Raw genomic sequence first — 21887 nt, 5'->3', positions numbered from 1 at the left:
GGCGTGCCATGCACGCCCCATCCACGTTACGCCCTGATTCACCCAGTAAACGCTCCGATGGTCACGTATTGAAGCCTCAGCCCCTGCCAATCAACTTAATGAGCAGCGCTGCCTGGGCAGTTGGCTTGGACTTCGATTATTCCAAGCGCTTCAGCGTGCCCAGATTCATCCTGATCCGCCAGACAAACCCTGACTTTGCTAATTTCGTACTGACGAAGAGTAATATTTCCCTTTCGGTGCTCGCTCATATCCTCCACACCTTGCACCAGCTCGGCAAACAGGCTGCGTTTCAATTCCCACCTCACTTTTCAGCTTTACGTCAACGGATGCGCAAAACGAAAAAGCCCAGCAGACAAACCGGACTTTTACCGGCTACTCCAAACTAGGCGTCAGCCGTTTTATTCCTGCCAGAATCACCAGCGGAGAGTGAGCATTTGATTTTTGCCGCGTGCGCGACCACTTCACGCTGGGAAGCGCTTGCCTTGTGAAGCACCTCCTGGAAAACTTCACGTTTGGTCACGTAGGAGGCGCTACTGAAGAAATCGGCCAGTAGACTGGAGTCTTCGGTGTTAGTTTTACGCATGGCGATCTGCCTCAGTCAGTAGCTCGATAAGCTGCTGGTAGCCACAGGTCTCTGGAATCAGGGCGTCAATCTGCTCCACCCTTACCCCAGGATCGACGAACCAATACTGGATCCACGGCGCTCGATCATCGACGAGCTGAACCAGCAGATGGAAGTGTTCTTCGGCTCTGGCAAGAAAGCCCAGTTCATCCCGAACGCCTGCGCAAAGAACGCGACAAGCTCGCACCGTCCGTGCTCGCCGAAGTAGCTAAGAGCGTCGTAGCCAGCGCGGCAGCGAAGAACCTGGGTATGCACATCAAGCGCGTGACGCTGATCGCCCAGGAGAACGGCTTCAAGTTTGCCGACACCCCATGAGGCGCATCAGCAAGAGAGCTGCCGCACGGCGCAGACCGACCTGGCTGGCGTTGCCGGCAAGTGGAATAGAGGAATCAGGCCAGGGCCAAGGACAACGCGCAGATCCAGCGGGAAAAGCGCCCGAAAGAGAAGGCGCTGCTCGACAAGATCGGGGCCGAGAAGCGCTCGTTGATTGTCTCGAAAGCGCTCGATGATGCACTGCTGGGCGTGCGCCACGATTTCGAGGAATGGCATGAGACAGTAACCTTCCTGATCAACTTAGCGGCAGCACCTGCCGAAGAGACTGCACGCCTCGTAATCATGTCGCGACCGAGTTTCGAGATAACAGAAAAGCAGCCGCGACAGCTGGAAGAATTCAGCAAGACGGGCTTGATCCTCTCAGCTCAAGACCGACTCGGTCGAATTCAGCAGCTTAATCTGGAAAACAGAGTTTTTCTTCGACTTCCCAAGTAACACCCGCACTCTGATTGCTTTCGACGACGAGAAGGTCGCCTTTCAAGGCCTTAACCTGCCCAAAGCGTTCTGAGCCAGTAGTCGTATTGTAGTAGTCAACTTCAATTTCACGCCATACTGGACAATGGAACAAAAAAACCATATCTATCAAAAACTGCCTTACCCTGTGTTTATTTAAGCCCCTAGAATAACCGCGCAGCCAGAATGGCAATGGCCAATAGCAGAATAACAGCGCCAAAAAATTTATTAATAGAGACCCCTATGGCCGGACGCCTTTTTATTTTCATTGCAATTTCACCAGCCAGAAACATCAGAGGAGTTTCAATCAAGAACATAATGAAGATTAGCTCAACGCCCAAAATCAGCATCTGCATACCCGGCATACCCGCTTCAACCTGAATAAACTGCGGGATAAATACCAATGTAAAAATGATGGCCTTAGGGTTCAGCACGTTGGTCAGTAATCCTTGCGAATAAAGTTCACTAAGGCTTTTCTGCTCGCTGTTGTTTTGAAGGCTAATCGTGTTTTTGTTGTTAAAAATGCCAAGGCCTACCCACATGATATAGAGCGCGCCACCGATGACGAAAAACTCATATAACACAGGCGAAGAGGCGATCAGTGCCGTAACGCCGGCAATCGCAAGACCGATGTGACACATCACCCCAGTGACAGCGCCCAATACCGTAATCAGCCCCGCTTTCGTTCCCTGGGTTATGGCATTAGACAATGCGCAAAGCATGTCGGCACCAGGGATCAACGTTAACGCAGCAGCCGAAATAGCAAATAAACCCAGCGTAGAAATATCGATGAACACGTTTTCATCTCCTCGTCAAAAAGGCACATAGTCGGCCCCTCTTAGTCGGCGAGATAGAACGATATTGCTCACATGCGTCGGTTGCGATAGCTACATGGCGTGACGCCGTAAGTTGACTTAAATACCCTGCCCATGTGCGACTGATCGGCAAACCCGCAAGCGATAGCGATTTCCGCGATATCTCCGCCCCGGGAAAGCAATACCTTAGCCTGCTGCAATCTAAGCTGCCGCTGATAGCGACTCGGTGATAAACCGAATTTCGCCGAGAATTGACGGCAAAGGTGGAACTTCGATATGCCGACTTCCCGTGCCAGCATATCCAGACGCACTTCCTGGGTATTATGATCGTGCAGATATTCTCTTGCTCTTCGCAAGCTTGGCGTGATGTCGCTGGCCTCAGTTAATGATTGCCACGGAGAAAACACCTGGAGCAGCTCCGCCACACAGTCGCTCCATACCACTTCACGGTCAAAATGACTGGATTGCGTTTCAATCAGTACCGAAGCGGTTTCACACAACTTTCTGGCGAAAGCCGCATGTTCGATGTGCTTCCCCTTAATAGCCGGTAAATGCATTGCCATGCTTTCCGCTGCGCCGAGCAGCATCTCGTTGCTGGGATAAAACATAAAATAGTGGCAGCCCTCCTCACCCAGAGGTGTCCCGGCATGCATCTGCCCTGGCGAGATGATGCTGATTTGCCCACGGCGGACGATACCGTCGGAGTCTCCTTTGGCGCTGTTGTTATTGGCGCCACGCAGGACAACGCCAATCGACCAGGTATCATGCCAGTGCACGTCAAATCGTTGGTCCGAAAAGTCCGCTATCAGCAACTCAAGACCGCCCAACGCGTCAAAACGATGCATGAATGCCGAATTTCCCATTACATTTTTACCCGAACAATCGTTGCCACCGTAGGCCAAAATAACACACAACACGCAGCGTGAAAGCCCGCAGCTCAGCATTGAAAATGCTTGCGCAGCAACTTAAAAAAGGGGCCGCTGGGCCCCATAACATTATGTTGGCATTCGTTCCTTGTTAACTAGCATGCAGATTAATGTTTATTAATCACACCGTAGTTCAAAGGGTGCCAGTCATAGCCATCTCCCTTTTTACTGATGTAGCCCAGGCCAGGGAAGGACAAATGGGCGCCCGCGACAAGCGCTCTTTGCTGTGCAAGGTCATCAAACAGCCTCTTGCGCTGCGCAACGGCGGCAGAGGCGTCAATATCATAGGCGATGGCGACATTCGGGTCAGGGAATTGCACGGAGGCGACGTGGATCATATCCCCCAGTATCACCATCTTTTTCCCTTTGCTTTCGACGGCAAACACGCTGTGTCCTGGCGTGTGGCCGCGCGTTTCGATAGCCGAAATACCCGGGGTTAGTTCCTTTTCGCCCTCGAACGTCTTCAGTTTCCCCGCCGTTTCATAGGGTTTCAATGAGGCGATCGCGGCATCGAAGAAGCGCTTATCTTTCTCTTCCGCCTGCCGTTTTGTTTCTTCATTAAGCCAAAAAGCGACTTCTTCTTTTTCCACTCTGACAATGGCGTTCGGGAAAGCGATTTTATTCTGCGCCACCAGCCCCCCCACATGATCGGGGTGCAAATGGGTTAAATAAATCTCATCCACCTGCTCCGCCTTATAGCCCGAAGCATTCAAGTTTTTCATCATCTTGCCCAGCGTTTCACCATGCAGCGCGCCGGTGCCGACATCGACTAAAACTAACTTTTCTCCGGTGTTAATAAGATAGGCATTCACCGATGTCGGCAGCGGTAACGATAGGTTATTGACCTCCATCGCCTTTTCAAGCTGCTTCAGCTGAGTATTGATCAATATTTTATCTGCGGGCATGGGACTTATTCCGTCAGATAACGCCGTCACTTCGAAATCGCCAAGCATTATCCTGTAGAAACCCGGATTTTCTATTTTAGAAAAAGGCGCTGCGGCGGTTGAAGCGGTAGAAAAAATGGCGAGAAACGCGCCAATGAGTATATTGCGACGCATAGAGAACCTCGTAGATTGAAGAAGGAAATACCTAAAAATTCTATGTAACAAGGGACATGAACTAAGAATATCCCTCTAATCAATTAGAACTCCTGCACTGTCGGCCTGATAACGATTTCACTCACGTCAACGTCCAAAGGCTGCTCGATCGCATACGCTATGGCACGCGCGATCGCATCGGCAGAAATTGCCTGGCTCTGGTAAAGCTCGCTAACGGCCTTCGAACTCTCCGCGTGCGAGCTGCCCATCTTCAGTTCGGTATCTATCAGGCCCGGAGAAATGATCGTGGTTCTGATCTTCCCGCCGACCTCATGGCGTAAACCTTCGGTTATAGCGCTTACTGCGAATTTTGTGCCGCTATAGACCGTCCCTCCGGGACTAAACACTTTCTTGCCGGCGATAGAGGAAATAGTGATGTAATGACCGAATTGCTGTTTTTCGAACAGCTGCAACGTCGCGGCGATGCCGTAAAGCACCCCTTTAACATTGATATCGATCATCCGCTCCCACTCATCAACCTTCACGGCATTGAGCGGAGCAATCGACATCAGCCCCGCGTTGTTGATCAATACATCGATCTTACCAAATTGCCTAACAGCCATAGCGATGATCGCTTCGACATCCTGGCGGTTCGTCACATCCGCCTGCAGCGCCAATCCAATCCCCCCGGCATCAACGATTTCCCGGATTAAATCGTCAAGACGAGCTTTTCTACGCGCTGCGACGACCACCTTGGCCCCCTTCGCCGCCAGATGCCTTGCGGTGGCTTCTCCAAGACCGCTGCTTGCGCCGGTGATCACAACGACTTTTCCTGAGATAGTGTTCATCTTACTACCCTCATGTGTTTGTCTGTGGGAGTACTTTATCTACTGTTTAACATCAGTAAATGGGCGTATCGCAAACCGGCTTTTTAATACCTGGAATACATCCGATCAGCACAAACGACTTAGTCAGCTTAGCTGACGCTCACCACTGCCCTCTGATACCGGCGAAAACTCTCTCGCCAACGTCTCTGCATTACGGGCCAAGATGCCAACATCGACTCCAACCGCCACGAATGTAGCCCCCAGCATAAGGCATCTTCGGGCAAAGTTAACATCGAGTGTCAAAATGCCTGATGGCTTTCCAACTCGCTCCAAGCGCTTGATTGCATCTTCAATTGCATTAACAACCACAGCACAATTGGGCTCTCCGGGGAAACCAAGGCTGGCAGCAAGATCCGCTGGCCCGATAAATACGCCATCCACGCCTTCAATCAAGGCGATTTTTTCCAATCTTTCGAGAGACTCTGCCGTTTCTACTTGCACCAACAGACAAAGCTCCTCATGCGCACGCTTTGCATAATTGTCAATCCGACCAAACCGGGTCGCGCGCGTCAGGCCAGAAACACCTCGGATACCTGCAGGCGGATAATGCATGGCCGCGACAGCACGTTCAGCCTCTACCTCATTTTGGACGTAAGGAATCAACAAGGTCTGAGCACCAATATCCAGAAAACGCTTGATTAAAACCGGATCATTGCTCGCAGGCCTGACAATCGGATTTACTTGGTAAGGCGCCAGCGTCTGCAGTTGAGGAAGAACACTCAATACGTCAGACGGTGAATGTTCTGTATCTAAAAGAAGCCAGTCAAACCCTGTTGCGGCAACAATCTCCGCCGCGTAACTTCCGGGCAGGCTGCACCATAATCCAATCTGTTTGCGTCTTTGCGCAATAGCATACTTGAAGTGATTGACCGGAATTTGCATGTGGCGCCTCTCTATTTAAATGATACGCCAATAGCCCCAAGTGGACCGAAATCCGCATGAATCACATCTCCTTTAGAAATATCGACTGGTCGCGTAAACGAGCCGCAGAGCACAATCTGGCCCTTCTCCAGTTTCCCGCCAACGGCATGAAGTTTATTCACCAGCCATGCGATGCCAGCCGCCGGGTGCCCCATGATTGCGGCTGATACACCAGACTCTTCGATGATGCCATTCTTCGAAAGCGTGGCGCCTATCCACCGGATATCAACATCCATTGGGCGAATTGTGCGTCCGCCAATGACTATCGCTCCAAAGGCGGCATTGTCGGCAATAGTGTCGGTGATCGCCCGCGGCACCTCGGTCCGATAATCAATTATTTCCATGGCAGGTGTAACGAATTCGGTAGCACGCAAGACATCGTGAATTCGGATGCCTGGCCCTTCGAGATCCTCGCCCATAATGAATGCCAGCTCAACTTCAAGACGTGGTTTCAAGAATCCGGCAGCGTCGATGCAGGCACCATCGTTGTAAAGAGCATCGTCAAGAATGCGGCCGTAATCCGGCTCGGTCATGTTTGATGCCTGCTGCATAGCCCTGGATGTCAAACCGATCTTGTGCCCGATTACGCGGGCACCTTTAGCTATCCTGAAGTCCGTCCAAAGCGCTTGTATTTGATAGGCATCCTCGATTTCTATATGTGGGAAGGTCTTGCTCAATTGCGCAATTGGCTTTCGTTCAATCTCTGCTTGCATAAGTTGAACGGCGGCGCTATGGCGTTCTATTTCGCTCAGCATGTTAATCTCCCATTCAAATTGAAAACACACTATCAAATGACAGCATTCATTGATTTTTTACTATTGGCTGTCCGTCGAATGGAATAAGGCGTGCCTCAATCTTCGCTCGCAATTTTTTGCAGAATTAGCGCCAAGAGGCCTGCAATAAATAGACACGCCGCCATCACTGCGAGACCCGCCGTGAAGTTTCCCGTTTCCTCTTTCAACCATCCCATAATCCACGGGCCTAAAAACCCGCCAAGAGTGCCAATCGAATTGATTAACGCGAGCCCGCCCGCCGCCGCAACGCCTACGAGATAGCGCGATGGGATTGCCCAAAAAACGGCGCGGGCGGCGTTCACGCCTACCAATGCAATCGTCAACCCCGCTAATGAAAATACAAACGACTGAGTGAGGAAAGAAACAAAGAACCCTAAGCCCGCGATCACGCAGGTGAGCATTACATTTTTGATCCGACGGCCGTTCTTGTCGACGTACGCAGCCCAGGCGATCATTACAACGACAGCACATAGATAGGGGATGGCGGTCAGGAAGCCGACAGCGACGTTCGAAAAATTCTCCTGCTTGATAATCTGTGGCAACCAAACTTGCACGCCGTATGATCCGATAGAGAACCCCAGATATATACCGCTGAGTATCCAGACACGAATATCGGAAAGTACAGATCGCATATTGGTTGCGGGCTTTACACGTTGCTCGTTAGCTACCAGCCTGACTACGAGTTCCCGCTCGTGGGGCTTGAGCCATGACGCTTTGCCGGGAGAGTCTGCCAGTAGTTTTGCGACGAAGAATCCAAGTACAACGCAAGGGAGTGACTCTATTAAAAACATCCACTTCCACCCCGCGAGACCCAATACACCATCAAGATTGAGCAACAAAGCGGAGACGGGTGCGCCTATAAAAGAAGACGCAGGGATAGCGATTAAAAACCAGCCAATGATTTGAGCACGGTATTTCGATGGAAACCAACATGACAGATAATATGCAACACCGGGAAAGAATCCAGCTTCGGCGACCCCCAGCATAAAACGCAGTATATAAAAACTCATTGGCCCTGATGCAAATACCATGGCGGCAGATACCAGACCCCAGGATATCATTATCCTGGAGATCCACAGCCTGGCCCCTACGCGATAGAGAATTAGGTTACTGGGCACCTCAAAGAGACAATATCCCAAAAATAGAATGCCCGCGCCATAACCGAATTGAGATGACGTTAACCCGATATCTTCATTCATGGTTAACGCTGCGACTGAAATACTGGTGCGATCTATATAGTTGAAAACATAAGAAATCATGAGAATCGGAAGAAACCGCCACGCGATTTTTGCGAATAGCTTCTTTTCTATTTCATCAGTAATATTTTGCTGTGCAGGGGTGCTCACTTCTTGTATTAATGACATATTCCCTCCCGCTAAATGCTTGAATGCTGGCTTCTCGCATGTCTCCAGCACTACGCCACACGGATCGCCTTATTCAGAAAAGAAGCGCTCAGCATAGGTAATCTCGCTGAAGCCGCGCTTCTTGAACCAGGATGCCAACTCATCATGTCGGGGATACCAGACATCCGGAAACTGCTTAAAATGGTGAAGTATCTTATTGAAGACCGACGCAATTAATGGACGCGCACCAAATTGGCAATGAAGCGTCAGATTTATAAGTGAGCCGGGCTCGTGCCGATATAAATAATCAAATGTTTCCTGGTAGGCATTAAGATAATCCGATGGACTTTGCCGTAATACACGGTTGTCGGCAAAATCAGTATGGGGCAGCCCGACAATGGAGCCTTTGGGCGTTTCAACCATACGAGGAAGGTCGGCATCATTGTAATCCCCATGCCAAAGAAACCCCTCCTGAGCCAAGAATTCTGCGGTTCGATCGGTTGCCGCGACCACAGGAGATAACCACCCTAACGGAGAATGCCCCAACTGTTCTTCAAATATTCGCTTACAGTCGCGAATGTTTTGCTCCTCTTCCGCAGGCTCCATATAAGCGTGAACTTTATCCTGCGTATATGAATGAGCTGCAATTTCATGGCCGTACTCCAGAACTGTCTTCATCGCCTCTGGGTACATTTCAATCGACTTGATGTTGGCGCAGACTGTCGCGTTGATCCCGTGGTCATGGAGGATTCGAACCAATCGCCAAATGCCTTCTCTACCGCCGTATTGGGACCAGGTAACACCTGCACGGTCATAAGTCCCCGGCTTGAGTGAGGTTGTCATTGGACCGTAAGGCGGCGCCTTTCCTTCAGACCAATTCTCAAGTAATACAGTAACGATGACTGCAATGCGATTTCCATCCGGCCACGCAAATGCTGTAGCTGACATATTTTCTCCGGTTACCTTGCCGCCCCGACAAAAGTACCGGGGGGGGGTTGTGTAACCTAAAAGAACGGCGCTATATTCGTCCAATGGATTAATTGAATAGAATAATAAGCCATGCCAATAACTCCCACACTGCGACAACTGGAAATTTTTCGGACCCTTGGGCGCACTCAAAATTTTTCACGTGCCGCCGAAGCTTTGCACATGTCACAACCAGCACTTAGCCAAGCGGTTAGTCAGATGGAAATCGTAATTGGCACGGCGTTATTTGTAAGAACCAAACGGGCTGTAAGCATTACGCCTGCTGGCCAAAGATTTTTAATCCGAGTGGATGCAATACTTAATGAGCTTGGCGAGGCGCTCACTGAATTATCCAAAGACAGTGACCCGCGCAACGGGCGTGTTGACGTCGCATGCCTTTCTTCCGTTGCCACTCGGCTGTTGCCACGAGCAGTGTCATTATTTCGAAAATCATTTCCAGGGGCAGTGGTCAGGGTTCGTGATGAGGATCCAGATGGCATTATTAGTCGTGTGAAATCTGGAGCGGTTGATTTCGCATTTTCAGCGATGTTTGAAGAGGATGGCGGCGTCGTGTTTGAGCCTGTAATACAGGACGTTTTACATTTTGTATGCAGAGCTGATCACCCACTTGCTCAAAAAGAGAAAGTTGAATGGTCTGATATTGCATCATTTGACGTGGTTGCGTTGGCCCAAGGATCAGGCATTCGGAGGCTGATAGATAGGCAATTCCCCACTGGAGGAGTATTTTCGCACTCAACCTACGAAGTCTCCCGAATACCTTCAATTCTGGAAATATTGGAGCAAAGTGACTGCGTTTCAGTTTTGCCAGCGCTGGCGTTTGCTTATCCTGGCGCGTCGGAAAAATTCCATCATCGCCCGATGTGCGACCCGGTCATAATAAGAGATATTGGCTTCATATTGCCAAACACGCCTCTGTCGGCGACCGCTCAGGCGTTCAAAGTCACGTTAACACAGTCTCTGGAAGCGCAATCGCAACTACCATTTCGGGGCGTCACTTTTTGGAAAAGGTAACGCCTTAAAAGTAATTCACTCACTCAAAACGCTTGGACGATGACGAACAAAGTCCGGCGTTCCAAGCATATCGGTTCTCGCTTTCAGCTCCCATTATGCATCTGCTGCCTGATCCGGCGAGCTCATCAGGCGTCGTTGCGTGATCACTTAAAGCCCGCCCATAGGGTGTCAAGTCAATCAGCAGCAAGATATTTTCTACTTTCAGCAACAGTGCTAACGCATTTACCGGGTTTGAGGCCAAGATCCGCGGCAGATACCTTTTGCCACCGCCGTGACCTGGACCTTTACAAGACGCTCACCATCCGCCTTCACCTAAGGTCCGCCTGACGGGAGGGCAAGGAGATCTTTCATGCACGTCAAAACCTCAATCTCATGGGCCTTCTTGGCCTTAATGGCAGCGCTCAGCGTTCAAGCTGTTCAAGCGGCCGCGCCTGAAAATCTCCCAAAAGATAAGTCCCTGGGAGAAATTGAGCAGGTTTTTGCCTTCCACGACGCCATGCCGACGGGCGTAAGCGTCAGCGAAAAAGGCCGAGTTTTTGTCAACTTCCCTCGCTGGGGCGACAAGGTTCCATTCACTGTCGGGGAAATACGCGAGAATAGGGTATTCCCCTACCCCAACCTTGAGGTGAACCAGGCAGATCCCAAGCACCCAGGCAAAGGTTTTATCAGCGTTCAGAGCATCGTGGCCGATGGTTTAGGGAAGTTATGGATCCTGGATACAGCTTCGCCTAGCTTCTCCACACCGATTGCTGGCGGCGCCAAGTTGGTGGCGGTTGACCTGAAGACGAACAAAGTAGTCAAGACACTGGTTTTTCCAGACAATGTCATTTTGCCTAGTACCTACGTCAACGATATGCGTTTTGACTTCGGCGCGGGCGAGAAGGGCGTGATCTATATCACCGACTCTTCTCTCAACGGGCCGGGCGCAATCATTGTCATGGATATCGCTACTGGAAAAGCTGTACGTCGACTGAATGGCGCCACCTCGACTTCAGCAGATCGGGACTTCATACCGAAGGTTGAAGGTCAGATGCTCATGTTCCGCAATGCCGACGGTAGCAGTAAACCATTTACCGTCGCTTCTGACGGTATCGCTCTATCGGCGGATCGCCAAACCCTATACTTCTGCCCACTGTCCAGTCGACACCTGTACTCAGTGCCTACAAAGCTGTTGCGTGATCCGACCGTTTCCGAAGATCAGCTTGCTGCGGCGGTTCAGGACCTTGGTGAAAAAGGGGCGTCCGATGGGTTAGAGGCTGATGCTGAAGGCGCGATCTATGCTGGCGATTACGAAGACAACAGTATTCGTAAGCGACTCCCAGACGGGACCTGGCAGACCGTAGTTCACGACCCACGGATACTTTGGCCGGATACTCTGTCCGTAGGGCCAGACGGCTATCTCTACTTCATCGCTAACCAGGTGCATCGCCAAGCGGGGTTTCATCGAGGCAGAGACCTGCGGGAAAAACCCTACAGTCTGCTACGAGTGAAAATCAACGCAAAGCCGGCTCAGACTCGCTGAACAGTCAATGGCCAGCCCTGCTGGCCATTGAAAATCAAGCCTGCGCCCAGGCCGTTCCCCACAGACGTGCTCAATCCACTATTAAATGCGGCAAAAACCGGCTCGAATTCTTGGTAATCAAATGCACAGTTTCCTCGGCCATCGAAACCCGAATCTGAGTGACACCATTGCGGTGCCAAAAATTCGGAGAAATCCCGCGCTCCTAAGACAGACACCCTGTGCCAAACATCCTGCAAGGCGGTGCCAAATCCGACGCTTCCTTACAAAATCACCGGGTAGTTTTGCGCAAGTATTGCGCGGGTTTTGCGCAGGCACAAAAAAGCCGATCCATCTGATCGGCTTAAGTGTCTGATTTTACTCAGGAATAATGGTCGGGACGGAGTGATTCGAACACTCGACCCCTAGCACCCCATGCTAGTGCGCTACCGGACTGCGCTACGCCCCGACTAGGCGTGTTACTGGGTTCGCTTCTTAACGAAGCGAACCGGAATATACCGCAAGCTTTTGAAATGTGGAAGTATTTTTAAAGCTTGAATCATTTCTTCAGCACCACCAGTACATCTTCCAATTCGGAGATCATCTGGCGGATCAGTTGCTTGTACTGGGTGGTGTCGTCTTTGGCTTCATCACCGGACATACGCTGGCGTGCGCCGCTGATGGTGAACCCCTGGTCGTAGAGCAACGCGCGGATCTGTCGGATCATCAGCACGTCCTGGCGCTGATAATACCGACGGTTCCCGGTGCGTTTGACGGGGTTGAGTTGAGGAAACTCCTGCTCCCAATAGCGCAGCACGTGCGGTTTGACCGCACACAGCTCGCTGACTTCACCAATGGTGAAGTAGCGCTTGCCTGGGATGACGGGTAGCTCGTCGTTATGACTTGGTTCCAGCATAAGCCTCAACTCGGGCCTTCAACTTCTGCCCTGGACGAAAGGTGACCACACGGCGAGCCGTGATCGGGATTTCTTCTCCCGTTTTTGGATTGCGGCCAGGCCGCTGGCGTTTGTCTCGCAGGTCAAAATTGCCGAAACCGGACAATTTGACCTGTTCGTTGTCTTCCAGAGCGTGGCGGATCTCTTCAAAAAACAGCTCGACCAATTCCTTGGCCTCGCGCTTGTTCAGACCCAACTCTTCGTACAGACGTTCCGCCATCTCAGCTTTCGTCAAAGCCCCCATACGTCACTTCCTTAACGTGGCGTTCAACCTTTGTTCGAGCGAGGTGAGGATATTTTGCGTCGTGGTATTCACCTCATCGTCATTAAGAGTGCGCGATGGATGCTGCCAGGTCAAGCCGACTGCAAGGCTTTTTCTATGCGGATCAATGCCTTTACCCTGATAGACGTCAAATAGCCTGAGGTCTGTCAGCCATTCCCCTGCATTTTCACGGATTACATCCAGAACGGCAGTGGCGGCGACGTCACGGTCGGCGATCAGGGCCAGGTCGCGGCGCACTTCAGGGAAGCGCGACAACTCGCTGAATTTAGGCATCTTGCCCGACGCAACTTCAGCCAAGACTAGCTCAAATACGAAGACTGGACGGTCCAGCCCCAACGTTTTCGACAGTTCCGGGTGAATGGCGCCGACAAAACCTACCAGGCGACCTTCACGCTCGATGCGCGCAGTCTGGCCCGGATGCAAGGCTGGGTGGCTGCCCGGCATAAAGGTAAAGGCATCCAACGCGCCGGCAAAGCCCAGTATTGCTTCCACATCAGCCTTGACGTCGAAGAAGTCCACCACGTCGCGGCCCTGTGCCCAACCTTCCGGCAAGCGACTACCGCAAACCACGCCAGCCAGCATCGGCTCTTGCTTGAGGCCATCGAGTTGACCGACAAAACGCAGGCCGCTTTCGAACAGGCGCACGCGGTCTTGCTGGCGGTTCAGGTTGTGGGAAAGCGCCTTCACCAGGCCCGGCCACAACGACGAACGCATGGCGGCCATGTCGTTGGAAATCGGGTTGGCCAGCAGCAACGGTTCAACACCTGGGTTGAACAACTCGAACTGCTTTGGATCGATGAAGCTGTAAGTCACGGCTTCCTGGTACCCACGGGCCACCAGCAGGCGGCGCAGCTCAGGCAAATGCGCACGCGCTTCAGCCTTGGGTTGCGGCGCCAGGCGCGCTTGCGGGTAGCGAACCGGTAAGCGGTTGTAGCCATACAGGCGTGCCAGCTCTTCGATCAGGTCGACTTCCAGGCTGATGTCGAAGCGATGGCTAGGTACTGCAACCTGCCACTGCCCTTCCCCATTCGAGGAAATACCCAGTCCAAGAGCGGACAGCAGTTGCTCGATTTCAGCCGGCTCGATGACCAGGCCGAGCATTTGCTCAACGCTTTTGGCACGCAAGGTGATCGGCGCAATCGACGGCAGGTACTGTTCGCTGACGGTTTCGGTGATCGGGCCGGCTTCGCCGCCGGTGATGTCCAGCAGCAGGCCGGTGGCGCGCTCCATGGCTTCACGGGCGAGCTTCCAGTCTACGCCACGCTCGTAGCGGTGCGACGCATCGGTGTGCAGGCCATAGGAACGGGCCTTGCCAGCGATCGCGATCTGGTCGAAGAACGCGCTTTCAAGGAATACATCACGGGTGGTCGCGGATACACCGCTGTGCTCGCCCCCCATCACGCCGGCAATCGCCAGGGCGCGAGCGTGGTCGGCGATCACCAAGGTGTCGGCACGCAGGCTGACTTCCTGGCCATCGAGCAGCACCAGCTTCTCGCCTTCTTCGGCCATACGCACGCGGATGCCGCCGTTGATTTCGGCGAGATCGAAGGCGTGCAACGGCTGGCCGAGTTCCAGCATCACGTAGTTGGTGATGTCGACGGCGGCGTCGATGCTGCGCACGTCAGCGCGACGCAGGCGCTCGACCATCCACAGCGGGGTTGGCTTGGACAGGTCGACGTTACGGATCACACGCCCCAGGTAACGCGGGCAAGCGTTGGGCGCCAATACTTCAATCGAGCGGACTTCGTCGTGTACCGCCGGCACGGCAGCAACCACTGGACGAGTGACAGGCGCGTTGTACAGCGCACCCACTTCACGGGCCAGGCCAGCCAGGGACAGGCAGTCGCCGCGGTTGGGGGTCAGGTCGACCTCGATGCTGGCGTCTTCCAGCTCCAGGTAAACACGGATGTCCTGACCCACAGGCGCGTCAGCCGGCAACTCCATCAGGCCATCATTGCCCTCACCTACCTGCAACTCAGCCTGAGAGCACAACATGCCGTTGGACTCAACACCACGCAGCTTGGCCTTCTTGATCTTGAAGTCGCCAGGCAGTTGGGCACCAATCATGGCAAACGGGATCTTCAGGCCCGGGCGCACATTGGGCGCTCCGCACACGACCTGAAAGGTTTCCGCGCCATTGCTGACTTGGCACACACGCAATTTATCGGCATCCGGGTGTTGCTCGGTGTTCAGCACCTCGCCCACAACCACACCGCTGAAAACACCGGCGGCCGGGGTAACGCTATCGACCTCAAGACCGGCCATCGACAGACGCGCAACCAGCGCGTCGCGATCTACCTGCGGGCTTACCCAGCCACGCAGCCATTGTTCGCTGAATTTCATCCTGCTCTCCTAAAGATTCGTTACGACTAGCGAAATTGCGCGAGGAACCGCAAGTCGTTGTCGAAGAACAGACGCAAGTCGTTCACGCCGTAACGCAGCATGGCCAGACGCTCAACGCCCATGCCGAAGGCAAAGCCCGAGAACTCTTCCGGGTCGATGCCGGACATGCGCAGCACGTTAGGGTGGACCATGCCGCAACCCATGACTTCCAGCCAACCGGTCTGCTTGCAGACGCGGCAGCCTTTACCGCTGCACATCACGCATTCCATGTCGACTTCAGCCGATGGCTCGGTGAACGGGAAGAACGAAGGACGGAAACGCACGGCCAATTCTTTCTCGAAGAACACCCGCAGGAACTCTTCGATGGTGCCCTTGAGGTCGGCGAAATTGATATCGCGATCCACCAGCAGGCCTTCGACCTGGTGGAACATCGGCGAGTGGGTGATATCCGAGTCGCTGCGGTACACACGGCCTGGGCAGACGATGCGGATCGGCGGCTTGTTCGCTTCCATGGTGCGGACCTGTACCGGCGAGGTATGGGTGCGCAGCAGCATGTTCGCGTTGAAATAGAAGGTGTCGTGCATCGACCGGGCCGGGTGATGGCCTGGGATGTTGAGCGCCTCAAAGTTGTGATAGTCGTCTTCGACCTCAGGGCCTTCGGCAATGCCGTAGCCGATGTGAGTGAAGAACTGTTCGATACGTTCCAGAGTCCGGGTGATCGGATGCAGACCGCCCGAGGCCTGGCCACGGCCAGGCAAGGTCACGTCAATGGACTCGGCGGCGAGCTTGGCCGCTAGATCGGCCTCCTCGAGCGACGCCTTGCGCGCATTGAGCACCTCTGTGACACGCTCCTTGGCAACGTTGATCAGCGCACCGACTTGCGGACGCTCTTCAGCCGGTAAATTCCCCAGGGTCTTCATCACCTGAGTCAATTCACCTTTTTTGCCAAGGTAGTGAACCCGGATTTGCTCCAGGGCATTTACATCTTCAGCGCTTTGCACGGCCTCAAGGGCTTGGGCAACGAGCGCGTCCAGGTTTTCCATGTACAGACTCCAGATACAAAATAGGGGAAGAGCTTGAAGGCTCTTCCCCTATTTATGACGTTTACCACCTTGGGCTACAGGAGTAACCCAGGGTGACTGTCGGGGGTACTTAAGCCAAGGAGGCTTTAGCTTTCTCGACAATCGCAGCAAACACCGCTTTTTCGTTCACGGCCAGTTCAGCCAGAACCTTACGGTCGATTTCGATGGACGCTTTCTTCAGGCCAGCGATGAAACGGCTGTAGGACAGACCGTTAACACGTGCACCAGCGTTGATACGAGCGATCCACAGAGCGCGGAACTGACGTTTTTTCTGACGACGGTCACGGTAGGCGTATTGGCCTGCCTTGATTACCGCTTGCTTGGCAACACGGAATACGCGTGAACGCGCGCCGTAGTAACCTTTAGCAAGTTTCAGAATTTTTTTGTGACGCTTACGGGCCATGACGCCACGCTTAACACGAGCCATGAGTTACTTCCTCTATTCTTGATCCAAAATTAACGAAGGCGCAGCATGCGCTCGACTTTTGCCACGTCAGACGGATGCAGCAAGCTGCTACCGCGCAGTTGACGCTTACGCTTGGTCGACATTTTGGTCAGAATGTGGCTCTTGAAAGCGTGCTTGTGCTTGATACCGTTAGCGGTTTTCAGAAACCGCTTAGCAGCACCACTTTTAGTCTTCATCTTTGGCATGTTCGGATACTCCGCATTCAGTTGATAAACATAATCAGAAGGCCTGCCGTGCCCTGTTGATTACTTCTTCTTTTTCGGGGCGATGACCATGATCAGTTGGCGTCCTTCCATCTTAGGATGCTGTTCGACCGAACCGTACTCGAGCAGGTCAGCTTCAACCCGCTTGAGGAGTTCCATCCCCAACTCCTGGTGGGCCATCTCACGGCCGCGGAATCGCAAGGATACCTTGGCCCTGTCCCCATCACTCAGGAAACGTACCAGGTTGCGCAGTTTTACCTGGTAATCCCCTTCCTCCGTCCCTGGACGAAACTTGATTTCTTTAACCTGGATCTGCTTCTGGTTTTTCTTGGCTGCGGCAATCTGCTTCTTCTTCTCGAAGATCGATTTGCCGTAGTCCATCAGCTTGCAGACAGGTGGTACAGCATCGGCGGAAATTTCCACCAAATCGAGCTTGGCTTCTTCAGCCTTAAGAAGCGCGTCTTCAATTGACACAATCCCAAGCTGCTCACCCTCAGCCCCAATTAACCGAACCTCGCGTGCCGAGATATTCTCGTTGATCGGGGCTTTCGGTGCAGCTCGTTTATCTTGTCTCATTTCACGCTTAATAATAATTACTCCGAATCTGGGCGACCACGCCGGGAAACCGCTTGCGCGAGGAACTCCGCGAACTGGGCGACGGGCATCGAGCCCAGGTCAGCACCTTCACGAGTACGCACAGCGACAGTCTGCATCTCGACTTCCCGATCTCCGATAACCAAAAGATAGGGAACCTTGAGCAAAGTATGCTCGCGGATTTTAAAGCCGATCTTTTCATTTCTCAAGTCGGACTTGGCACGAAATCCGCTTTCGTTGAGAGTTTTTTCAACTTCGGCGGCAAAATCTGCCTGTTTATCAGTGATATTCATGATCACTGCCTGGGTCGGAGCCAGCCACGCAGGGAACGCGCCCTCGTAGTGCTCGATCAGGATACCGACGAACCGCTCGAACGAACCGAGGATCGCCCGGTGCAACATAACCGGGTGTTTACGGCTGTTGTCTTCGGAGACGTATTCGGCTCCCAGACGGATCGGCAGGTTAAAATCGAGCTGCAGGGTACCACACTGCCAGACGCGGCCAAGGCAATCTTTGAGCGAGAACTCGATCTTCGGACCGTAGAACGCGCCCTCCCCCGGCTGCAGATCGTACGCAAGGCCCGCACTGTCCAGCGCTGCGGCCAGTGCCGCTTCGGCGCGATCCCACAGTTCGTCGGAACCAACGCGTTTTTCCGGACGAGTGGACAGCTTCATTTCGACTTCGGTGAAGCCGAAATCGCGATAAACATCCATGGTCAGCTTGATGAACGCAGCGGATTCAGCCTGCATCTGCTCTTCAGTGCAGAAGATATGGGCGTCGTCCTGGGTAAAACCGCGCACACGCATGATGCCGTGCAGTGCACCGGATGGCTCGTTGCGGTGGCAGGCGCCGAATTCGGCCAGGCGCATCGGCAACTCGCGGTAGCTCTTCAGGCCCTGGTTGAACACCTGCACGTGGCATGGGCAGTTCATCGGCTTGATAGCGTAGTCGCGGTTTTCCGACTGGGTGGTGAACATGTTGTCGGCGTAGTTGGCCCAGTGCCCGGATTTCTCCCACAGGCTGCGATCAACGACCTGAGGGGTCTTGATCTCCAGGTAACCGTTGTCGCGCTGAACCTTGCGCATGTACTGCTCAAGCACCTGGTACAACGTCCAGCCGTTGGGGTGCCAGAACACCATGCCCGGCGCTTCTTCCTGGAGATGGAACAGGTTCAGGCGCTTGCCGATCTTGCGGTGGTCGCGTTTTTCGGCTTCTTCGATGCGTTGGATGTAGGCGGCCAGCTGTTTTTTGTCAGCCCACGCCGTGCCGTAGATCCGTTGCAGCTGTTCGTTCTTGGCATCACCGCGCCAGTAGGCACCGGACAGCTTGGTCAGCTTGAACGACTTGAGGAAGCGCGTGTTCGGCACGTGCGGGCCACGGCACATGTCGACGTATTCTTCATGGTAATACAGGCCCATGGCCTGCTCGTCCGGCATGTCTTCCACCAGACGCAGCTTGTAGTCTTCGCCACGCGCAGTAAACACGTCGATCACTTCGGCACGCGGGGTGACCTTCTTGATGACGTCGTAATCTTTTTCAATCAGCGCGTGCATGCGCTGCTCGATGGCCGCCAGGTCGTCCGGAGTAAAAGGACGCTCATAGGCGATGTCGTAATAGAAGCCTTCTTCGATTACCGGGCCGATCACCATCTTGGCGGTTGGGTACAGCTGCTTGACCGCGTGGCCAATCAGGTGCGCACAAGAGTGGCGAATGATCTCCAGCCCCTCTTGATCCTTGGGCGTGATGATTTGCAGGCTGGCATCGCGAGTGATCAGATCACTGGCGTCGACCAGTTTGCCGTCGACCTTGCCGGCCACAGTGGCCTTGGCCAGGCCTGCACCAATGGATGCGGCGACCTCGGCTACGGAAACCGAATGATCGAATGAACGTTGACTGCCGTCGGGTAGAGTAATAGTTGGCATGGCGCCTCCTCTCCTAGTGGTGACCCCTACCAAAGGTCACGTGGGTTGGGATGAGCCAGTACAAGATCCAACACCAGGCCGTTCAGCGATGAACGCCTGCCTTACAGCGGCAGGAGCCTTTCGGCCAACCGATAATCGAACCAGAGTGACTGGATTGAGCTAAAAAGAAACCTGGCAAGGCGGTAGTTGACGCGCCTGAAATTAGCCAAGCCCAGGATGCTAGCACAGATGAACGGTCATCGCGCCGACGAAGCTCTGTGTATAGCGCAATTCAAGGCTTTATAGCTGCGAAAGTGAACTTGAGCTGTACGTCAGGCCTCCAACCCACTGAGAATCGCCGTTCGTCCTCGACCCAAAGGAGCATCCCATGATGCGTTTTACCTCTACCCTCGCTGTCGCCGCTACCCTGAGCCTCCTTTCCCTCGGCGCGCAGGCTGCAGCCCCTTCCAACTGGCCAGCCGGTGCCCGTGACGCTTTCGTCAATGACTGCAGTGCGGCCGCCAGCCAGAACGTGGACGTCAAGACTGCCAAGGCCCATTGCGAATGTGGTGCCGACAAGATCAATGCCGAATTGAGCACTGCCGAGATCAAGGAACTGATGACCAATCAGAACGCCAGCCCCGAGCTTAAGAACAAAGCGGTAGCGGCTATTTCGTCCTGCAAAGTGGTGAAGAAAAAGTAAGTTTGACCACTGATCCGACGGCCATATCGCTGGAAAAACGGCCTGAAAACTGCCATTTCACACAAATTATGCAGGTTTTTCGGCTTTTTTTAACAGCTGATATTTCGGCGCAAAGCCCCGTAGATCGGGGCTTTGCGCCGAACCAGGGACCAGATGCAACGCGATTGATTAGCAAACAATGCCTTGGGGGGGCTCCCAAGTCGAACATTTCGACTATGATAGCCCAGTGTGCCCAGTTGGCCTGAGCAGCACAGCACTACTGAAAATATATGTTTCTTGGAGATACACCATGTCTAATCGCCAAACCGGCACCGTTAAATGGTTCAACGATGAAAAAGGCTTCGGCTTCATCACTCCTCAAGGTGGCGGTGACGACCTGTTCGTACACTTCAAAGCTATCGAAAGCGACGGTTTCAAAAGCCTGAAAGAAGGCCAAACCGTTTCCTTCGTGGCTGAGAAAGGCCAAAAGGGTATGCAAGCTGCACAGGTTCGCGGCGAGTAATTCTCCGCTGAGCTAAAAAAACCCCGTCCATGTGACGGGGTTTTTTATGGGCGATGCAAAAGCACAACGCTGTCAGCCGCAATTGACCCGCGTGATCACCAGGTTGTTGTCAGTGTTGAGGTTCAGGCGGTCAGAACGATATTCCAGGGTAATCATATCGTTGGGCTTGAGAATGCGTGCATTCTGCGCGCCAGCACGGGTACGAGCCTGTTCCAGCAGCTGAGGCGAGGCTTTCTGGCCGATTGCGAACTCGGCGGCCTTCGACTCACAGCGGCTATGACCGGCATCGGTCACGGTGGCGTCTTTGCCTGGCTCAGAGGCACCCGGGGTGCTGCAACCCGCCAATGCGAGTGCTGCCAACAAAGTACCGAATGAAGCGAGCTTCCAAGGCATGAAGCCTCCTATGATTAAAAATGGACAGAGATCGTGCGACAGCGATATGAACGATTGGTTTCAAGACGTTAATCGCCTGCGCGCAAGTCTGCCTGACTCGCGCGGGGCTATCGCCCGGTCAATCGTGACTAGATATGAACGCACTCAGTAGATGTCAATGTAGTCAGATGATGGGCGTGGCCAGTTCTGTTTCAACGCGTTGAAAATCTGCATGACCCAGACCTCATCGCTGGCCGCCACAATTCCGACATAGCCAGCCCCCTTGGCCCAGGTCTCCAGCCGAAACAGCAGGCCATCGATTTCAACGCCCCCGACTACGCCGGAAGAAATATAGGCAATACCGGCCCTGGATACCCGCAATTGGGTGTGTTCATCGTCACTGGCGCCAGCGAGCAGTTGGCGCACGGCATCCAGCGTCAGGTTCTCAGGCTTGTTCAGATCAATCTGCACGCGGTGTTTCCCGGCTGTTAAACAAGCCAACAGTGTCGCACACCCCCTCCCCCATGCCTAAGTAGCAGTGCCAAATGCCGCGCAAAATGGTTAACTGCGCCGCTGGAACCGCATTCCAGTGCATTGCCCAGTACTTTCAGCCGTGAGATTTCCATGACCACCGTAACGCTTCAAGCCGATATCAAAGCCAAGTGGCCCCAGGGGCAAAGCTCCTACAGCCCCGGCAGTCCCGAAGAACTGGCGATCATTGGTATCGACCTGCTGGTCAAGGAACTGGGGACCCAGGCGGCACAAGCGTTCATCGGCCAGATATTCGAGAAATACCCGGCCGACTACATGGGCGCACAAGAATAAGAACCGGCCGACGAACGCCGACCGGTAAACC

The 21887-nt window shown here is 53.5% G+C and carries 27 protein-coding genes and 1 tRNA gene; 8 read left to right on the top strand and 20 right to left on the bottom strand.

Annotated elements, in window-relative coordinates; genetic code table 11:
• Positions 1-8: 8 nt before the first annotated feature.
• Positions 9-386, top strand: coding sequence for a hypothetical protein (locus tag JFT63_RS01910; protein ID WP_198843316.1), 378 nt, complete (start codon positions 9-11; stop codon positions 384-386).
• On the opposite strand, the gene JFT63_RS01905 is transcribed toward JFT63_RS01910, so the two are convergent.
• Complete coding sequence (locus tag JFT63_RS01905) at positions 383-583, bottom strand: hypothetical protein (protein WP_186560964.1); 201 nt, start codon at positions 581-583, stop codon at positions 383-385. The two genes, JFT63_RS01910 and JFT63_RS01905, sit on opposite strands and share 4 nt — an antisense overlap.
• Positions 584-814: 231 nt before the next feature.
• Between JFT63_RS01905 and JFT63_RS29870 the strand changes: the two genes are divergently transcribed.
• Positions 815-937: a hypothetical protein gene (locus JFT63_RS29870; protein WP_269835558.1), complete on the top strand. Its 123-nt coding sequence runs from the start codon at positions 815-817 to the stop codon at positions 935-937.
• Between the two features lie 168 nt (positions 938-1105).
• Complete coding sequence (locus tag JFT63_RS01895; protein ID WP_233102188.1) at positions 1106-1390, top strand: hypothetical protein; 285 nt, start codon at positions 1106-1108, stop codon at positions 1388-1390.
• 182 nt (positions 1391-1572) lie between these two features.
• Here JFT63_RS01895 and JFT63_RS01890 read toward each other — a convergent pair whose 3' ends face one another.
• From JFT63_RS01890 to JFT63_RS01855, 8 genes are all read right to left on the bottom strand, one after another.
• Positions 1573-2205, bottom strand: coding sequence for a LysE family translocator (locus JFT63_RS01890; protein WP_057700657.1), 633 nt, complete (start codon positions 2203-2205; stop codon positions 1573-1575).
• A 68-nt stretch (positions 2206-2273) separates the two neighbouring features.
• Positions 2274-3068: an AraC family transcriptional regulator gene (locus tag JFT63_RS01885; protein ID WP_186560965.1), complete on the bottom strand. Its 795-nt coding sequence runs from the start codon at positions 3066-3068 to the stop codon at positions 2274-2276.
• 188 nt (positions 3069-3256) lie between these two features.
• Positions 3257-4207, bottom strand: a complete 951-nt coding sequence (locus JFT63_RS01880; protein WP_186560966.1) for an MBL fold metallo-hydrolase — start codon at positions 4205-4207, stop codon at positions 3257-3259.
• A gap of 83 nt (positions 4208-4290) precedes the next feature.
• Positions 4291-5034 carry an SDR family oxidoreductase gene (locus tag JFT63_RS01875; RefSeq protein WP_198843314.1) on the bottom strand — a complete coding sequence of 248 codons (744 nt, stop codon included), beginning with the start codon at positions 5032-5034 and terminating at the stop codon, positions 4291-4293.
• 123 nt (positions 5035-5157) lie between these two features.
• On the bottom strand, positions 5158-5955 hold the full coding sequence (locus JFT63_RS01870) for an aldolase/citrate lyase family protein (protein WP_186560968.1): 798 nt from the start codon (positions 5953-5955) through the stop codon (positions 5158-5160).
• A gap of 11 nt (positions 5956-5966) precedes the next feature.
• Positions 5967-6749 carry a 2-oxo-hept-4-ene-1,7-dioate hydratase gene (gene hpaH, locus JFT63_RS01865; RefSeq protein WP_198843313.1) on the bottom strand — a complete coding sequence of 261 codons (783 nt, stop codon included), beginning with the start codon at positions 6747-6749 and terminating at the stop codon, positions 5967-5969.
• Positions 6750-6844: 95 nt separating this feature from the next.
• Complete coding sequence (locus JFT63_RS01860) at positions 6845-8152, bottom strand: MFS transporter (RefSeq protein WP_198843312.1); 1308 nt, start codon at positions 8150-8152, stop codon at positions 6845-6847.
• 69 nt (positions 8153-8221) lie between these two features.
• The gene (locus JFT63_RS01855) at positions 8222-9079 is read right to left on the bottom strand and encodes a polysaccharide deacetylase family protein (RefSeq protein WP_198843311.1); all 858 of its coding nucleotides are present in this window, start codon (positions 9077-9079) and stop codon (positions 8222-8224) included.
• A gap of 111 nt (positions 9080-9190) precedes the next feature.
• On the opposite strand from JFT63_RS01855, the gene JFT63_RS01850 reads away from it, so the two are divergent.
• Both JFT63_RS01850 and JFT63_RS01845 read left to right on the top strand, forming a co-directional pair.
• Positions 9191-10129 carry a LysR family transcriptional regulator gene (locus JFT63_RS01850; protein ID WP_082629537.1) on the top strand — a complete coding sequence of 313 codons (939 nt, stop codon included), beginning with the start codon at positions 9191-9193 and terminating at the stop codon, positions 10127-10129.
• Between the two features lie 391 nt (positions 10130-10520).
• Positions 10521-11651 carry a major royal jelly family protein gene (locus JFT63_RS01845; protein WP_233102205.1) on the top strand — a complete coding sequence of 377 codons (1131 nt, stop codon included), beginning with the start codon at positions 10521-10523 and terminating at the stop codon, positions 11649-11651.
• A 368-nt stretch (positions 11652-12019) separates the two neighbouring features.
• On the opposite strand, the gene JFT63_RS01840 is transcribed toward JFT63_RS01845, so the two are convergent.
• The 9 genes from JFT63_RS01840 to thrS form a co-directional block, all read right to left on the bottom strand.
• Positions 12020-12096: transfer RNA gene (locus JFT63_RS01840), tRNA-Pro, on the bottom strand.
• A gap of 90 nt (positions 12097-12186) precedes the next feature.
• Positions 12187-12543 (bottom strand): MerR family transcriptional regulator, encoded by a 357-nt coding sequence (locus tag JFT63_RS01835; protein ID WP_003174972.1) that lies wholly within the window; start codon positions 12541-12543, stop codon positions 12187-12189.
• Positions 12524-12826: an integration host factor subunit alpha gene (gene ihfA / locus JFT63_RS01830; RefSeq protein WP_002553164.1), complete on the bottom strand. Its 303-nt coding sequence runs from the start codon at positions 12824-12826 to the stop codon at positions 12524-12526. The genes JFT63_RS01835 and ihfA overlap by 20 nt, the downstream gene beginning before the upstream one ends.
• Before the next feature lie 3 nt (positions 12827-12829).
• Positions 12830-15208 (bottom strand): phenylalanine--tRNA ligase subunit beta, encoded by a 2379-nt coding sequence (gene pheT, locus JFT63_RS01825; RefSeq protein WP_057700715.1) that lies wholly within the window; start codon positions 15206-15208, stop codon positions 12830-12832.
• 26 nt (positions 15209-15234) lie between these two features.
• Positions 15235-16251, bottom strand: a complete 1017-nt coding sequence (pheS, locus tag JFT63_RS01820) for a phenylalanine--tRNA ligase subunit alpha (RefSeq protein ID WP_003192486.1) — start codon at positions 16249-16251, stop codon at positions 15235-15237.
• A gap of 109 nt (positions 16252-16360) precedes the next feature.
• Positions 16361-16717 carry a 50S ribosomal protein L20 gene (gene rplT / locus JFT63_RS01815; RefSeq protein WP_003192488.1) on the bottom strand — a complete coding sequence of 119 codons (357 nt, stop codon included), beginning with the start codon at positions 16715-16717 and terminating at the stop codon, positions 16361-16363.
• A 29-nt stretch (positions 16718-16746) separates the two neighbouring features.
• On the bottom strand, positions 16747-16941 hold the full coding sequence (rpmI, locus tag JFT63_RS01810; RefSeq protein WP_002553160.1) for a 50S ribosomal protein L35: 195 nt from the start codon (positions 16939-16941) through the stop codon (positions 16747-16749).
• A gap of 60 nt (positions 16942-17001) precedes the next feature.
• Positions 17002-17553 carry a translation initiation factor IF-3 gene (infC, locus tag JFT63_RS01805; RefSeq protein WP_169851780.1) on the bottom strand — a complete coding sequence of 184 codons (552 nt, stop codon included), beginning with the start codon at positions 17551-17553 and terminating at the stop codon, positions 17002-17004.
• Positions 17553-19475, bottom strand: coding sequence for a threonine--tRNA ligase (thrS, locus tag JFT63_RS01800; protein ID WP_186560978.1), 1923 nt, complete (start codon positions 19473-19475; stop codon positions 17553-17555). The genes infC and thrS overlap by 1 nt, the downstream gene beginning before the upstream one ends.
• A 367-nt stretch (positions 19476-19842) precedes the next feature.
• Here thrS and JFT63_RS01795 point away from each other — a divergent pair, with 367 nt between their 5' ends.
• The gene (locus JFT63_RS01795) at positions 19843-20157 is read left to right on the top strand and encodes a hypothetical protein (RefSeq protein WP_019820908.1); all 315 of its coding nucleotides are present in this window, start codon (positions 19843-19845) and stop codon (positions 20155-20157) included.
• A 289-nt stretch (positions 20158-20446) separates the two neighbouring features.
• Positions 20447-20659, top strand: coding sequence for a cold-shock protein (locus JFT63_RS01790; protein WP_003234260.1), 213 nt, complete (start codon positions 20447-20449; stop codon positions 20657-20659).
• A gap of 72 nt (positions 20660-20731) precedes the next feature.
• On the opposite strand, the gene JFT63_RS01785 is transcribed toward JFT63_RS01790, so the two are convergent.
• A complete protein-coding gene (locus tag JFT63_RS01785; protein ID WP_032880290.1) occupies positions 20732-21052 on the bottom strand; it encodes an I78 family peptidase inhibitor in 321 nt (106 codons plus the stop codon).
• Positions 21053-21196: 144 nt separating this feature from the next.
• Positions 21197-21502, bottom strand: a complete 306-nt coding sequence (locus tag JFT63_RS01780) for a hypothetical protein (RefSeq protein ID WP_198843309.1) — start codon at positions 21500-21502, stop codon at positions 21197-21199.
• Between the two features lie 153 nt (positions 21503-21655).
• Between JFT63_RS01780 and JFT63_RS01775 the strand changes: the two genes are divergently transcribed.
• Positions 21656-21856 carry a hypothetical protein gene (locus tag JFT63_RS01775; protein WP_057700718.1) on the top strand — a complete coding sequence of 67 codons (201 nt, stop codon included), beginning with the start codon at positions 21656-21658 and terminating at the stop codon, positions 21854-21856.
• The last annotated feature ends 31 nt before the right edge of the window (positions 21857-21887 follow it).

The sequence above is a fragment of the Pseudomonas sp. MF7453 genome, assembly GCF_016405455.1.
GTDB classification, from domain to species: domain Bacteria; phylum Pseudomonadota; class Gammaproteobacteria; order Pseudomonadales; family Pseudomonadaceae; genus Aquipseudomonas; species Aquipseudomonas paralactis.
Note: the sequence above shows the minus strand (reverse complement) of the source record. Positions and strands in the feature narration are given on the sequence as shown.

Bases quoted from the DNA above. Each gene is read 5' to 3' on its own strand.
- rplT (WP_003192488.1), bottom strand. From the start codon at position 16,717: ATGGCTCGTGTTAAGCGTGGCGTCATGGCCCGTAAGCGTCACAAAAAA.
- JFT63_RS01870 (WP_186560968.1), bottom strand. From the start codon at position 5,955: ATGCAAATTCCGGTCAATCACTTCAAGTATGCTATTGCGCAAAGACGC.
- JFT63_RS01910 (WP_198843316.1), top strand. From the start codon at position 9: ATGCACGCCCCATCCACGTTACGCCCTGATTCACCCAGTAAACGCTCC.
- JFT63_RS01850 (WP_082629537.1), top strand. From the start codon at position 9,191: ATGCCAATAACTCCCACACTGCGACAACTGGAAATTTTTCGGACCCTT.
- JFT63_RS01875 (WP_198843314.1), bottom strand. From the start codon at position 5,034: ATGAACACTATCTCAGGAAAAGTCGTTGTGATCACCGGCGCAAGCAGC.
- JFT63_RS01795 (WP_019820908.1), top strand. From the start codon at position 19,843: ATGATGCGTTTTACCTCTACCCTCGCTGTCGCCGCTACCCTGAGCCTC.
- JFT63_RS01905 (WP_186560964.1), bottom strand. From the start codon at position 583: ATGCGTAAAACTAACACCGAAGACTCCAGTCTACTGGCCGATTTCTTC.
- JFT63_RS01855 (WP_198843311.1), bottom strand. From the start codon at position 9,079: ATGTCAGCTACAGCATTTGCGTGGCCGGATGGAAATCGCATTGCAGTC.
- JFT63_RS01785 (WP_032880290.1), bottom strand. From the start codon at position 21,052: ATGCCTTGGAAGCTCGCTTCATTCGGTACTTTGTTGGCAGCACTCGCA.
- pheS (WP_003192486.1), bottom strand. From the start codon at position 16,251: ATGGAAAACCTGGACGCGCTCGTTGCCCAAGCCCTTGAGGCCGTGCAA.
- JFT63_RS01860 (WP_198843312.1), bottom strand. From the start codon at position 8,152: ATGTCATTAATACAAGAAGTGAGCACCCCTGCACAGCAAAATATTACT.
- JFT63_RS01880 (WP_186560966.1), bottom strand. From the start codon at position 4,207: ATGCGTCGCAATATACTCATTGGCGCGTTTCTCGCCATTTTTTCTACC.
- hpaH (WP_198843313.1), bottom strand. From the start codon at position 6,749: ATGCTGAGCGAAATAGAACGCCATAGCGCCGCCGTTCAACTTATGCAA.
- JFT63_RS01845 (WP_233102205.1), top strand. From the start codon at position 10,521: ATGGCAGCGCTCAGCGTTCAAGCTGTTCAAGCGGCCGCGCCTGAAAAT.
- pheT (WP_057700715.1), bottom strand. From the start codon at position 15,208: ATGAAATTCAGCGAACAATGGCTGCGTGGCTGGGTAAGCCCGCAGGTA.
- rpmI (WP_002553160.1), bottom strand. From the start codon at position 16,941: ATGCCAAAGATGAAGACTAAAAGTGGTGCTGCTAAGCGGTTTCTGAAA.
- JFT63_RS01790 (WP_003234260.1), top strand. From the start codon at position 20,447: ATGTCTAATCGCCAAACCGGCACCGTTAAATGGTTCAACGATGAAAAA.
- JFT63_RS01885 (WP_186560965.1), bottom strand. From the start codon at position 3,068: ATGCATCGTTTTGACGCGTTGGGCGGTCTTGAGTTGCTGATAGCGGAC.
- thrS (WP_186560978.1), bottom strand. From the start codon at position 19,475: ATGCCAACTATTACTCTACCCGACGGCAGTCAACGTTCATTCGATCAT.
- JFT63_RS01775 (WP_057700718.1), top strand. From the start codon at position 21,656: ATGACCACCGTAACGCTTCAAGCCGATATCAAAGCCAAGTGGCCCCAG.
- ihfA (WP_002553164.1), bottom strand. From the start codon at position 12,826: ATGGGGGCTTTGACGAAAGCTGAGATGGCGGAACGTCTGTACGAAGAG.
- JFT63_RS01835 (WP_003174972.1), bottom strand. From the start codon at position 12,543: ATGCTGGAACCAAGTCATAACGACGAGCTACCCGTCATCCCAGGCAAG.